Origin of the sequence: Micromonospora lutea (genome assembly GCF_016863535.1) — a bacterium.
GTDB classification, from domain to species: Bacteria; Actinomycetota; Actinomycetes; order Mycobacteriales; family Micromonosporaceae; genus Micromonospora; species Micromonospora lutea.
In genome coordinates, this window is sequence record NZ_BOPB01000009.1 from 566,407 (window position 1) to 579,972 (window position 13,566).

Below are 13,566 nucleotides of genomic sequence, written 5' to 3' on the forward strand. Positions count from 1 at the left end.
AACAACCCTTGACCACGCGCGCGGTTCTCGGGCTCCACCACCACCCCTGTGGAGGTCCGCCATGTCCCACCGTCCGCTGGCCCGTGCCCTGACCGCGCTGGTCGCCCTGCTCACCGCCGCCGTCGGCGCGCTGGCCGTCCCCGGCGTCGCCCAGGCCGCCGCCCCGATCCACTACGTCGCCCTCGGCGACTCGTACTCCTCCGGTGTCGGTGCCGGGCCGTACGACCTGTCCACCTGCCTGCGCAGCCAGAAGTCCTACGCGCCGCTGTGGGCCGCCGCCAACAACGTGGCCAGCTTCCGCTTCCCCGCCTGCGGCGGCGCGGTCACCGCCGACGTGCTGAACAACCAACTGAGCTCGCTCTCCGCCACCACCACCATGGTCACCATCACCATCGGCGGCAACGACGCCGGCTTCGCCGACGTGATGACCGACTGTCGCTTCGGCAGCACCTCCACCTGCACCAACGCGGTCAACACCGCCAAGGCGTTCGCCACCAGCACGCTGCCGGCGCGACTGGACCGCACCTACGCCGCCATCAAGGAACGGGCCCCCAACGCCCGGCTGATCGTGCTCGGCTACCCACGGCTCTTCGAGACCCGCTCCTGCGGACTGCTGGCCATGAGCACCTACAAGCGCACCATCCTCAACGAGGCCGCTGACGTCCTCGCCGCCGTGACCGCCGACCGCGCCGCCGCGGCCGGCGCCACCTTCGCCGACACCCGACCCACCTTCGCCGGCCACGGCGTCTGCGGTGCCCAGCCGTGGATCCGGGACGTCACCGGGGTCATCGAGGCGTACCACCCGAACGCCGACGGCTACCGCTACGGCTACCTGCCGGCGCTCAACGCGGTCACCGGCTGACCACACGGGCGGCCGACGGTCCGGGAAGGACCGTCGGCCGCCGGCTCCCGCTCCGGTACGACGCGACGACCGACACGTCCGGTTCGGACTGTGCCGGTGTCGCCGCCGTCCGTTAGGGTTTCTGCGACCAGACGGCGCTCGGCGGTGAGGGGCAGGGGTGTGGGCAGGCTCGCGTCCGCGTACGAGCAGGCGGTCGCCGCGCACCGGGCGGCACGCACCCACCTCGAATCCGCCCGCACCGCGCTGAACGCCACCGCACCGTCGGCCCCGCTGGTCGACACCGACCTGCTGGCCCGACTGGCCCGGGTCGGTACCGCGCTGGCCACCCCGACCCCGGGCACCCCGCTGGCCCGCCGGCCCGTTCCGGTACGCATCGGGGAGGCCGTGACCGCCGGTGGCGGCTTCCCGGCCCTGCTGCCGCTCGGTGCCGGGTACCACCTGGCGGTCGACGGCGACGCCCGCCACCCGGCGGTCGCCGGGCTGCTGCGGGCCCTGGTGCTGCGGCTGCTGGCCACCGCCGTACCCGGCGGCGTCCGGGTCGCGGCGCTGGACACCGCCGCCCTCGGGGCCACCTTCGGTCCACTACGGCCGCTGCTCGACGCCGGGATCGTCGATTCGCCGGCCACCACCGAGGCCGAGGTCACCGCCCTGCTCGACGCCGCCGAACGGCACGCCCGCGCCGCCCGGCAGGCCGACCGACCGGATCAGGACCTGCTGGTGGTCGTCGCGGCCTCCATTTCCTCGCCCCGCGAGGCCGCCCGGCTGGCGGCGCTCACCCATGCCGGTCCGGCCGCCGCCGTCTGTGTGCTGCTCGCCGGCTGGCCACCGACCGGGCCGGGCGAGTCCGCCCCACCGCTGGGTGCCACCACCCTGCTACGGCTCACCGACGGGTACGCCCGGGTCGGCGACCCGCCCGACGCGCCGTTCAGCGCCGACGGCAGCGGCCTGGCCGCACCGGTGCTCCTCGACGGCGACCCGCCACCAGCCTCCGTCGCGGCGCTCGCCGCCCATCTGGGCGAGGCCGCCCGGCGCGGCGAGGCGCTCGGCTTCGTGGACCTGCTACCCGGGCAGCGGTGGGCCGACTCCGCCCGCGCGGGCCTGCGCACCGTGGTGGGCCGCGCCGGACGTGACCCGTTCGCGATGGCCTTCGACGACGCCACCCCGCACTGGCTGGTCGGTGGGCGCACGGGAGCCGGCAAGACGGTCTTCCTCCTCGACGTCCTGTACGGTCTGGCGGCCCGCTACTCGCCGGCCGAGTTGCAGCTCTACCTCCTCGACTTCAAGGAGGGGGTCAGCTTCACCGAGTTCGTGCCCACCGAACGCGACCCGTCGTGGCTGCCGCACGCCCGCGCCGTCGGCATCGAGAGCGACCGGGAGTACGGCGTGGCCGTGCTGCGTGAACTGCGTCGCGAACTGCACCGGCGGGCCACCGCACTCAAACGACACGGCGTCACCAAGTTGGCCGACCTGCCCGCCGACACCCCGGTACCCCGGATCGTCGCCGTGATCGACGAGTTCCACGTGCTGCTCGCCGGCAACGACCCGCTGGCCCGTGAGTCGGTCGACCTGCTGGAGGAGTTGGCCCGCAAGGGCCGCTCGTACGGCGTACACCTGGTGCTGGCCAGCCAGAGCACGACGGGAATCGAGGCGCTCTACGGCCGCGCCGAGGCGGTCTTCGGGCAGTTCGCCCTGCGGGTGGCACTGGCCGGCGGCGGGGGAGTGCTCGACCACCTCAACGACGCCGCGGCGACCCTGCCGGTCGGCTCGGCCGTGGTGAACACCGCCGCCGGCGCACCCGGGGCGAACACCGTGATCCGCTTCCCCGACGCGCACGCCGCGACCGACGAGTTGACCCGGCTGCGGCACGAACTCTGGCAGGCACGCCCGGCGGGAGGCCGACCACCGTCGGTGTTCCGGGGCTACGACACCGCCCGCGTCGAGGACGACGCCACCTTCACCGGGTTGCGTCCCGGCGGTCGGCGTCCGCTGGCCCTGGTCGGCCGGACGGTCGACGTGGACGGCACCACCGCCATGTTCATCATGGACACGGCGCCGGGCCGACACCTGGCCGTGATCGGCACTTCACCCGCGGGGGCCGAGGTGGTGCGGGCGGCCACGCTGAGCCTGGCAAGCCAGCACCAGCCGGGCGAGGCCACCTTCCTGCTCGCCGCGCTGGTGGCCGCCGCCGACTCGGCGGCCGACGACACCGCCGCCACGCTGTCCGCTGCCGGGCACCGGGTCGAACGCCTCGACGCCGCCGCACTGCGCGACCGGATCAGCGCCCTCGCCACCGGCCTGGCCGGCGGGCACCGGCCCGGCGGCTTGGCACCCCCTGCCGGGGACGCCGTCTCCACCGCGTCACACGCCGGGTCGGCGACTCCGGACGTCGCTTCCGTCGGGCCCGGTGCGGTGCCGTCCGGTGCGGGTGCGGTGCCGTCCGGTGCGGGTGCGGTGCCGGCGGACCGCAGCTACCTGGTGGTGTTCGGGATGGACGCCGCTGCCGGTCTGCTCGGCGAGAGTGACCCCAGCACGTTCCGCTCCGGCCTCGACGACCTGCGGGTGCTGCTGCGTCAGGGGCCCGGCCACGGGGTGCACCTGCTCGGCTGGTGGCGCGGCCTGCGCCGGCTCGCCGACGACCTCGGCGGTACCCAGAACCGCGACGACGTCGCCTGCCTGGTCGCCCTGAACGTGCCCGGCGCGGATCTCGGCCTGCACCTCGGCGTGCACGACCTCGCGTACACTCCCCGCGCCGGTCGGGCGTTGCTGGTGGACCGGCACGACCAGCGGGTCCGGCTGATCGTGCCGTTCGCCCGCGATGATCACCCCTCCGACGGGCAGGAGTGAGGCGTGTCCACCTTCGACGAGTACGCGGCACTGGCCCGTCACCTTGCCGCGCAGCAGCGCGCCGGGGAACAGGGCGCTGCCGCGGCGGCCGAACGGCAGCGGGATCTGGGTGCCGCCGTGGACTACCTCGACCGGCGGCTGACCGCCCAGGGGCAGCGCCTCGACCATCTCGGCCGCACCATCGGCGTCACATCGACCGGCGGTCCGGTGCCGCCCGGTGCCACGCCGCCCGGTGCCGGCCGACCCGGGGAGCCGTCGGGTTCGCCCGGCCACCCGGACAGCGGGTGGGGACCGGGGACGGGGTCGGACGGCGGCGCAGCCGCCGCGCCGGGGCGGCCGGATGTCGGGGCGTACTCCCAGGTGGGTGTGGGGGAGTCGGGCCGGGCGCTGCCGGTGGCGGTGAGCGCGACGGAGGCCGGGGTGCCGGCCCCGCGCGCGGGTGAGGTCGACCCGGCGACGGAGCTGGAGTTGGCCCGGCGCTGGGCCGACGAGGCCGACCGGCACGGGCAGCAGGTGGAACTGCTCGCCCAGCGGCCGGCGTTGCTACCGACCTGGTCCCCGATGGCCCGGGCGCTCGCCGTCTACCTCGGTTTCGCGGGCGTCGCCGTGCTGCTGATGCTGGGATTGGTGCTCGCCTCCGGCGTCGGGGTGGTCGGCTTCGGCACCCTGGTCGCCTGGATGTGTGCCGGCCTGCCCGCAGTGGCGATGATCGGCGGCTGGCTGGTGCTCGGCCGCTGGGGACGACCCGCCGTCGGAGCCGCCACCCCGCCCCGCTACCCGGTCCTGGGCTTCCTGGTCTGCTTCCTGGCCGTGCCGCTCGCCTACTGCGGCTACCTCCTGCTGTTCCGAGCCATGCGCTGACCGCGTCGAGCCGCGCGATACGCGTCGAGTCGCGCGTTACGCGTCGAGTCGCGCGCGATCTTGGTACGAATCGGCCCCTGGCGGGGCGGAAACGCACCAAGAATCATTCGGTGCGGTGGGATAGCCTCCCTTGTGTCCGGTGGTGACGAGGCTGTGTGCGGTGGGGAGGGCGTGTGAGCGCAGCGGAGATGATCGCCAGGCTGACGGCGGCGGCGCAGAAGCTGGACGAGGCGAAGGCGAAGACAGCGGCGGCGGCCCAGGACGCGGCCGAGGCACGTCAGCTCGTCTCCGGGGCCCTGCAGGGCGTCGCCGCCGGTCCGCTGATCGGCATGATCGACTCGTACCGGCAGGCGCTAGCCCAGGCCGCCCAGGGGCACGAGCCAGCCCGGCAGCACGTCCAGGAAACGATCGCCAAGGTACGCGCGCTGGGCAACTGATCCTGGACCACACCGGATTCGATCGAGGTGGTGACATGAGCGGCGACGAGACGCGTGACGGCGGAACGCTGGACGGGTTCCACATCGGGCAGGTGCCGGCCGATGTCGGCGACGAGGTGTCGGACTTCGACACCGAGTGGGAGGACGTACGCTTCGCCAGCCGGTTCTGGGAGCGGCAGACGCCCGACGGCACTCGGGTGGACCTGCGGGTGCACGTGCTGCGCGGGGACCGGCTGACCGACCTCGACGCGTTGCGCGACTTCCTCGCCGGGTATCACGAGCGCGACCCCGCCCAGTGGCAGCTGGCGGAGTTCCCGCACGGCGACGGTACCGGCCTAATCGGCGACGGTCAGGCGTTCTGGCTTGTCGAGCCGGGCGTCGCGGTCAGTGTGTTGACGATCCCCGAGTTCACCGAGTCGCTCCTGCCAACCGCTCTGTCGGTGCGTGCTGACAGCAGCGGCCCAACCGTGTGACGAGGGCGACCCGGCCGGCACCCCGCTTCCCCTTCGCGTAAGTGCTCAACGTAGCCAGCGTATGCGGTTCTCGACGTAGCGGAGCACCTGGCGCCACGCGACACTCGCCAATCCCGCCTCAACGGTTCCAAGCTGGCGGCGTGCGCCCCAGCCGGCAAGTGGTCGGTCGACGACCCGCAACAGGTCATCGACCACGTCGATCGGCGAACCCACACGCATCAGGATGAGCACCTGGCCCAGTTCGAATGCCTCCGCGATCTCGAAGATGAGATCCCGGTTGGGAATGAAGAGCCGAGGAACCCAGTCGGTGGGTGGTCGCCTGATGTTGTAGAGCATCAGTTCGAAGTCGAACGACCGATCGTCGTCAGCGCTGATTCCGGTTCTGAGGATCGAGTTCATGAAGTCGTCCCAGCCGGGAATGTCGGCCAGGTCGTGGGTGTCGGACTCGATCAGGTACCGCTGTAACGCCTCTGCGGAGCGAAAGAGAAGCAGTTGGCCGTCGGCGCCGGGAAAGAAGACGACGGATCCCTTGTCTTCCGATCGGGCCAGCAGCGTGTAACCCTCCGCGCCATCGGTCAATGAGACAGCTATCGGGTGGATGGTCAGCGGTCCCGACAGTTTCGCGGAGTCGTACCGGGGGTGCGTCCACCGTGCCCTCGGATGCTGGTGCTCGCGCGCTTCCCGCTCGCGTGCCTCGCGTTCACGTGCCAGGCGTTCGGCTTCCGCCTGTTCGCGTGCCGCACGCTCCCGGGCTTCCTGTTCACGCGCCTCGCGCTCCCGGGCACGCTGTTCACGTGCCTCGCGCTCCCGAGCTTCCCGCTCGCGTGCCTCACGTTGCTCTGCCTGGCGCGCCCTGCTTTCCCGCTGGCGCTTCGCGCGATCGTGTTCATTGGACTGGCGGTCTCGGCGCTCGCGCGTCTCACGTTCACGGCTGTCGGTGAGCAGCTTGTAGGCAGCGTTGATGTGCTGCATCTGACGGGTCGCTTCTTCCCGCACATTCTGCGGGCTCGCCTGATGCTTGTCCGGGTGCCAGACCTGCACAAGGATGAGGTAGCGCTCCCGTATCTGCGCCAGCGACGCATCCCGGCTGACGCCGAGGAGCACGTGCGGATCCTGCTCGTCAGGGGACATCTGTTCGCCGGATCCTCAGGGGTGCTGGACGTGATCGTCGCCGTGATGCTAACAGCACCCATCGATGTGGTGGATCGAGCCGCCGCGGCGCCGGTGCCGTTGATCGTTCCCGACCCGGCAGGCGATTGTCGTGTCGGATAGGCGATAGAGGTTGCGCTGTGCTTTCCGCCTCAGTTGCGCAGCCGTATCCTGACCAGTTCATCGGGGCCTATGGACGTGGGGAAACGTGGATCCTCGACAGGTACGACGCTTGGCGGAACGCTCCGCCAACTTCGGCTTCTTGAAAGATCATCCGTTGCTGGTCTGGTACGGCGCGGGTGCCGAACTGCTGGTTTACGTCGACGCGCAGGCGGCGATGTTCAAGATCCGTGCCTTCGGCGACGAACTGGCCAAAGACCTGCTGCGCCGCACAGGTCAGCGGCCCCGCAGCGACTTCTTCCACCGCGTGGAGGCGTTACAAGCCGATGGCACCCTGACCCGGGAGATACACCAGGCATTCCACAGCCTGCGGGACCAGGGCAACAAGGCGGTGCACGATCACCTCGCCGAGGTGCGGGCTGCACTGGAGATGCTGCGTACCGGTTTTGAACTGGGCCTGTGGTTCCACCGTGCGTTGACCGGGGACCGCTCGCCGATCGGGTTCGTCCCGCCGACGCCGCCGCCCCGGCAGGTGGCGCAGAGTGTCGCCGACGCCCTCCAGGCCGAGCTGGCCCGCTACCAACGGGAACTGGCCGAGACCAAGCTGCTCCTGGCCGGTAAGCCATCGGTCGCTGCGGCGCAAGCCGAAGCAGAGCTGGACGCCGACCGGGCGATCCGTCGGGCGGCTGCCCACCGCGACGAGGCCGCCGCGCTGGTGACGAGCCTGGCATCGGAGGCCCGCGCGACCCAGGAGGCACTCGACGCCTCGGTCACCCGCAAGGTGTCGGCCGCGAAGCGCGAGGAGTTCATCGCCCGCGCCCGGCGCGCATCGCAGGAACCGCTCAATGAGATGCAGACCCGGGAGGAAATCGATCGGCAGCTCACCGCCGCCGGCTGGCAGGTCCAGGACGAAAGCCAGATCAACCTGTACGCGGCAACTGGCGTCGCCGTCCGTGAGGTCACCCTGGCCACCGGGCGGGCCGACTACCTGCTCTACGTCGACCGGCTACTGGTGGGCGTGATCGAAGCCAAGCGCGAGGGCACCGCCCCGCGTGGCGTGGAGGCGCAGCTCGACCGCTACCAGCGCGGGCTCACCGCCGAGCAGCGGCTGTCCGCCTGGAAGCGGGACGCGCCCCTGCCGTTCGGCTATGTGGCCACCGGCACCGAGACGGCCTTCGTGAACCGGCTCGACCCGTTCCCGCGTACCCGTGAGATCTTCGCCTTCCACCGGCCGGAGACCTTCGCGCGCTGGATGCGGGAGGCGGACGACGACTCGGACGCACCGACGTTGCGGGCACGGTTGCGCCGGATGCCGACGCTGGACCCGCTCGGCCTGCGGCCGGCACAGGTGGACGCGATCACCGGGCTGGAACGCTCCCTGGCCAGCGACCGCCCCCGTTCACTGATCCAGATGGCGACGGGGGCCGGCAAAACCTTCACCGCGGTCACCAGCAGCTACCGGCTGCTCAAGCACGCCCGCGCCAACCGGATCCTGTTCCTGGTCGACCGCAACAACCTGGGTAAGCAGACCCTCCAGGAGTACACGGGCTATCAGACCCCGGACGACGGCCGGAAGTTCACCGAGCTGTACAACGTGGACCGCCTTTCGGGCGCCGGCATGCTCGGCTCCTCCAATGTGGTGATCTCCACGATCCAGCGGCTCTACGCCGCGCTGCGCGGCGACGACCTGCCCGACCCGGACACCGACGACCGTGCCTACGACGACTACGACCTGGACGCGCCCGCCGAGGTCAGCTACAACCCGGGCATCCCGCCGGAAACCTTCGACCTGATCGTGGTGGACGAGTGTCACCGGTCGATCTACGGCAAGTGGCGCGGGGTGATCGAGTACTTCGACGCCTTCGTTGTCGGCCTGACCGCCACCCCGGTCAAGCAGACCCTCGGCTTCTTCCAGCAGAACCTCGTCTCCGAGTACACCTACGAGCAGGCGGTCGCCGACGGGGTCAACGTCGGGTTCGACGTCTACCGGATCAGGACCCGGATCACCGAGGAGGGCGAGAAGATCGAGGCGCGCACGGTGGTCCCGCTGCGTGACCGCCGCACCCGTGCCGAGCGCTACCAGGAGCTTGAGGACGACTTCACGTACGCCGGCAACCAGGTCGGCCGTTCAGTGATCTCCAAGGGGCAGCTCAAGCTGGTGCTGGAAACTTTCCGCGACAAGCTGTACGACGAGATCTTCCCGGGGCGCACCACCGTGCCGAAAACGCTGATTTTCGCCCGCGACGACAACCACGCCGAGGAGATCGTCACCATGGTCCGGGCGGTCTTCGGCCGGGGCAACGACTTCGCCACGAAGATCACGTACGCCTCACGCAAGGACGGCGACAACCCGGACACCCTCATTCAGGCGTTCCGCAACAGCCCCGAGCTGCGCATCGCGGTGACCGTCGACATGATCGCCACCGGCACCGACGTACGCCCCCTGGAATGTGTCTTCTTCCTCCGGCCGGTGCGCAGCGCCACCTACTTCGAGCAGATGAAAGGTCGGGGCGCCCGCACCATCGACCCGGCCGAGTTCCAGTCGGTAACCCCGGACGCCGAGGTCAAGGACCGGTTCGTCATCGTCGACGCGGTCGGCGTCACCGAGGCGGAGCTGGACGAGGCGGTGCCGCTGCACCGGCACACCGAGAAGCAGATCTCGCTGCGGGACCTGCTGCGCAAGGCCGGCACGCTCACCGCAGACCCCGACGAGGTCGCCACCCTGGCCGCCCGGCTGGCCCGGCTCGACCGGCAGCTCACCGACGACGAACGCGACGAGCTGGCCGACCTGGCCGGCCAACCGCTGCGCGGCATCGTTGGTGGCCTGGTCAAGGCGGTCTCCCCGGAGCAGCTCAACCCGGCGAAGGAGACCGGCCCGGCAGCCGTACGCGAGCTGCTGGCCGAGGCGCTGCGCCCGCTCGCCGCGAACCCGCCGCTGCGGGAGCGGATCCTGGAGATCCGGCGAGCGCACGACATCACCATCGACGAGGTCAACGCTGACACGCTTCTCTCGGCGCGGGGCGTGCCGCCGGAGGAACGGGCCCAGGTCACCGTCAAGAGCTGGCACGACTACCTCGAAGAGCACCGCGACGAGATCACCGCGTTGCAGGTCTTCTACGAGGGTCGCGGCCGGATCGGGTACGCCGAACTCAACGAACTGGCCCGCCGCATCGCCCGCCCACCGCAGGCGTGGACCCCGGAGACCCTCTGGAAGGCGTACGTCCTGCTGGGTCGCGCCGCCGAGGTCCCCGGCGAACGAACCGTCACCGACCTGGTCAGCCTCATCCGGTACGAGCTGGGCATCGACACCGAGCTGCGGCCGTACCGCAGCCTGGTGGAGGAGCGCTTCCGTGGGTGGCTGCTCCGGCAGGAACAGGCGGGCGCTACCTTCACTGCCGATCAGGTCTGGTGGCTGGAGAGGATCAAGGACGTGATAGCGGTCAGCGTGGAGATCAGCCCCGACGACCTCGACACCGCCCCCTTCACCGAACGCGGCGGCATCGACGGCTACGCCGGCACCTTCGGCGACCGCGCCGAACCCCTCCTCACCGAACTCAACCAGGAGCTAACCGCGTGACCCTGCCCTTCACGATTCCCGATTCCTGGCAATGGGTCACATTGGGTGATGTAGTAAGCCGCGTGGAGGCGGGTAAGTCCTTCACCTGCCAGCCTCGGCCCGCCCGCGACGACGAGTGGGGCGTCGTCAAGGTCAGCGCTATGACCTGGGGCGAGTTTCGGCAGGAGGAGAACAAGGCTGTACCGCCAGATCGCGACGTCGATCCCCGGTACGAAATCCGTCCGGGCGACATCCTCGTCAGCCGGGCTAACACTGAACAGTACGTGGGTGCGCCCGTGTTGGTCAGAGAATGTCGGCCCAAGCTCCTTCTCAGCGACAAGAGCCTACGCCTCGTGCCTGCCGCAGGGATCGATCGCGGATGGTTGCTGAGCGCCCTCGCGTCGCCGTTTGTCAGACGGCAGATATCGGCTCGCGCCAGTGGACAGCAGGACTCCATGCGAAACATCTCGCAAGCGGCCTTGCTCGCCATCGACCTACCTGTGCCGCCGCTCGCCGAGCAACGCCGCATCGTCGCCGTGCTGGAACGAAATATGGTAGGGCTGGAGCGAGGGTTGGCGGGGCTGGCGGACGCTGCGGAGAAGGCACGAACTCTTGACCAACTTCTACGTGGCCGAACCGTGGGTGGTGGAGGACAACTATCGGTCGCTGCCGAGACTATCCCCCTGCTTCCGCTGGAATCGGAAGCAGAGGACAGCGGAGGAGAACCGACAGATGATCCCGTTAAAGTTCGAGGCTATGTCCTGCCCAAGGGTTGGTCGCTGGCATGTTTGAGGTCGCTGTGTTACGACTGGGGGTATGGTACATCCACAAAGTGTGCTTACGATGCCTCCGGGGTTCCTGTCCTGCGCATACCCAACGTGCAGAACGGGGAGATCAGTCTCGCGGACATCAAGTATGCAATCGATGCTTCGCAAGACCTGAGCGGGTATTTTCTTGGGCCGGGTGATTTGCTTTTCGTGAGGACGAATGGGAGTCGGCAACTCATCGGGCGTGTTGCTGTGGCGCGGAAGGCGATGTCGGTCGCGTTTGCTTCCTATCTCATTCGCTTTCGACTAAAACCGGGGGTGGTAGACCCGGACTGGGTTGCGCTTGTCGTGTCTAGCCCGGCATGGCGGCAGCACCTCGAAAAGGCGGCAGCCTCGTCGGCTGGTCAGTACAACCTCAATTCCAAGACGCTTGCTCGTTTGCCGATTCCTCTACCCACGATGGACGAACAGCGAGCCTTGGTGTCCCAAATGTCAACTGCTGTGACCCTGATTGACGGCGTGTTGAATGAGTTGACGACGGCCAAACGCAGGGCCGAAACTCTGCGAGCTTCGCTGCTGACGGAGGCGTTTGCGGGGCGGTTGGTGGCGCAGGATCCGAGCGATGAGCCGGCATCGGAGTTGTTGGCGCGGATCCGGGCCGAGCGTGAGGCCGCGTTGCCGAAGCAGAAGGCGCGCTCTCGGCGTACCAAGAAGGAATTGCCGGCACCGCCGACGAGGGTGACCGGCGGCGACTACCAGCAGGAGGCGCTGCCACTGTGAGCGCGAGGAGTGAGCGGAGCGAGCCCCGCAGCCGCGAACGGAGGATGGTTCGGTGAGCACTGTGGATTCGCGCCGGCTGGTGCAGAAGCTCTGGAACTACTGTGACGTGCTGCGTGACGATGGGGTTTCCACGATCGACTATGTGGAGCAGTTGACGTTCCTGCTGTTTCTGAAGATGGCGCACGAGCGGGCCAACCGGTCGCTGCGGCCGGAGCAGATCGTGCCGGAGGAGTTGAGTTGGCAGACGCTGCTCGACGCCGACGGGGATGCGTTGGAGGTGCAGTACCGGCACATCCTGGAAGGGCTCGCCAAGGAGGGCGGCACCCTCGGCACCATTTTCCGCAAGGCGCAGAACAAGATCCAGGACCCGGCGAAGCTCAAGCGGCTCATCGTCGACCTGATCGACAAGGAGCAGTGGTCCAGCGCCGGCGTCGACGTCAAGGGTGACGCGTACGAGGAGTTGCTGGCCCGGGGCGCGGAGGACACCAAGTCGGGGGCGGGGCAGTACTTCACGCCTCGCGCGCTTACCGCCGCGATGGTGGACTGTGTCCTGCCGACCCCGGACGACACGATCACCGACCCGGCCTGCGGCACCGGTGGCTTCCTGCTCGCCGCGTTCGACCACATCCAGCGGCACCACGGCGCGAGCCTGACCCCCGACCAGCGTCGTCGGCTCGGCAACGGCGCCATCACCGGCACCGAGCTGGTCGACGGCACCGCGCGGCTCGCCGCGATGAACATGCTGCTGCACGGCATCGGCACCCCCGGCGGCGACTCACTCATCACCGTCGGTGACGCGCTGGGCAAGCCGCCGTCACAGCGGTACAGCCTGGTGCTGGCCAACCCGCCGTTCGGGCGTAGCTCCACGATCCGATCGGTGACCGAGAGTGGGCGGGCTTCCAGGGAGGACCGGGAGATCGAACGCCCCGACTTCTGGGCGGCGACCGCCAACAAGCAGCTCAACTTTGTCCAGCACATCGCCTCGTTGCTGGAGATCGACGGCCGGGCCGCCGTCGTCCTGCCGGACAACGTGCTCTTCGAAGGCGGTGCGGGGGAGACCATCCGCCGCCGGCTGCTCAAGCAGTACGACCTGCACACCCTGCTGCGCCTCCCCACCGGCATCTTCTACGCCGGTGGCGTCAAGGCCAACGTGCTCTTCTTCGAGCGCAAGCGGGCCCGCGAGGAACCCTGGACCCAAAACCTCTGGGTGTACGACTTCCGTACCAACCAGCACTTCACGCTCAAGCAGAACCCGCTGCGCCGCGAACACCTCCAGGACTTCGTGGAGTGTTACCTGCCCGGCAAGGACCGCTCGGAGCGGGTGGAGACCGCACGCTTCAAGTCCTTCACCTACGAGGAGTTGATGGCCCGGGACAAGGTGAACCTGGACATCACCTGGCTGCGCGACGCCTCCCTGGAAGACGCCGACGCGCTGTTGCCACCCGAGGTGATCGCCCAGGAGATCGTGGAGGACCTCCAGGCGGCGCTACGCGAGTTCGCCGCCATCGCCGACGCGCTATCGTCCCGCACCGAGCTTGCGCAAACGCCTGCGGAAACACCGGCCGAAGAGGCGGTGCCCATTTCACCGCTGTAGTGCGGCGACAAGCTCGCCGACTGAGGTGGAGGGGTTTCCGTCCGGTGGTGGATCGAGCCGCGCCGCCCGCCGGCACGCGTCGCTGACGCCGCTGCGGAAGTTGCCGAAGTCGAGCAGGGTCTT

The 13,566-nt window shown here is 69.6% G+C and carries 9 protein-coding genes; 8 read left to right on the forward strand and 1 reads right to left on the reverse strand.

The features are described 5' to 3' along the window. The first annotated feature begins 61 nt into the window (after positions 1 to 61). The 5 genes from Vlu01_RS10360 to Vlu01_RS10380 all read left to right on the forward strand — a co-directional run bounded on the left by Vlu01_RS10360 (position 62) and on the right by Vlu01_RS10380 (position 5,477). A complete protein-coding gene (locus Vlu01_RS10360) occupies positions 62 to 862 on the forward strand; it encodes an SGNH/GDSL hydrolase family protein (RefSeq protein ID WP_203997006.1) in 801 nt (266 codons plus the stop codon). 159 nt (positions 863 to 1,021) lie between these two features. Further along, entirely contained in the window at positions 1,022 to 3,706 is a 2,685-nt protein-coding gene (locus tag Vlu01_RS10365; protein ID WP_203997007.1) for an FtsK/SpoIIIE domain-containing protein, read from the forward strand. A 3-nt stretch (positions 3,707 to 3,709) separates the two neighbouring features. Then, positions 3,710 to 4,567: a hypothetical protein gene (locus Vlu01_RS10370; protein WP_203997008.1), complete on the forward strand. Its 858-nt coding sequence runs from the start codon at positions 3,710 to 3,712 to the stop codon at positions 4,565 to 4,567. A 173-nt stretch (positions 4,568 to 4,740) separates the two neighbouring features. Continuing rightward, positions 4,741 to 5,004, forward strand: coding sequence for a DUF6244 family protein (locus Vlu01_RS10375; RefSeq protein ID WP_203997009.1), 264 nt, complete (start codon positions 4,741 to 4,743; stop codon positions 5,002 to 5,004). Positions 5,005 to 5,039: 35 nt separating this feature from the next. Next, on the forward strand, positions 5,040 to 5,477 hold the full coding sequence (locus tag Vlu01_RS10380) for a hypothetical protein (RefSeq protein ID WP_203997010.1): 438 nt from the start codon (positions 5,040 to 5,042) through the stop codon (positions 5,475 to 5,477). 45 nt (positions 5,478 to 5,522) lie between these two features. On the opposite strand, the gene Vlu01_RS10385 is transcribed toward Vlu01_RS10380, so the two are convergent. Then, positions 5,523 to 6,608: a J domain-containing protein gene (locus Vlu01_RS10385; RefSeq protein ID WP_203997012.1), complete on the reverse strand. Its 1,086-nt coding sequence runs from the start codon at positions 6,606 to 6,608 to the stop codon at positions 5,523 to 5,525. A gap of 250 nt (positions 6,609 to 6,858) precedes the next feature. On the opposite strand from Vlu01_RS10385, the gene Vlu01_RS10390 reads away from it, so the two are divergent. Genes Vlu01_RS10390 through Vlu01_RS10400 form a run of 3 tightly spaced genes read left to right on the forward strand, consistent with a single transcriptional unit; the run spans position 6,859 to position 13,443 of the window. After that, the gene (locus tag Vlu01_RS10390) at positions 6,859 to 10,323 is read left to right on the forward strand and encodes a DEAD/DEAH box helicase family protein (RefSeq protein ID WP_203997015.1); all 3,465 of its coding nucleotides are present in this window, start codon (positions 6,859 to 6,861) and stop codon (positions 10,321 to 10,323) included. Next, complete coding sequence (locus Vlu01_RS10395) at positions 10,320 to 11,849, forward strand: restriction endonuclease subunit S (protein ID WP_203997019.1); 1,530 nt, start codon at positions 10,320 to 10,322, stop codon at positions 11,847 to 11,849. Before Vlu01_RS10390 ends, Vlu01_RS10395 begins: the two co-directional genes overlap by 4 nt. Before the next feature lie 52 nt (positions 11,850 to 11,901). Then, a complete protein-coding gene (locus Vlu01_RS10400) occupies positions 11,902 to 13,443 on the forward strand; it encodes a type I restriction-modification system subunit M (protein WP_239095808.1) in 1,542 nt (513 codons plus the stop codon). The last annotated feature ends 123 nt before the right edge of the window (positions 13,444 to 13,566 follow it).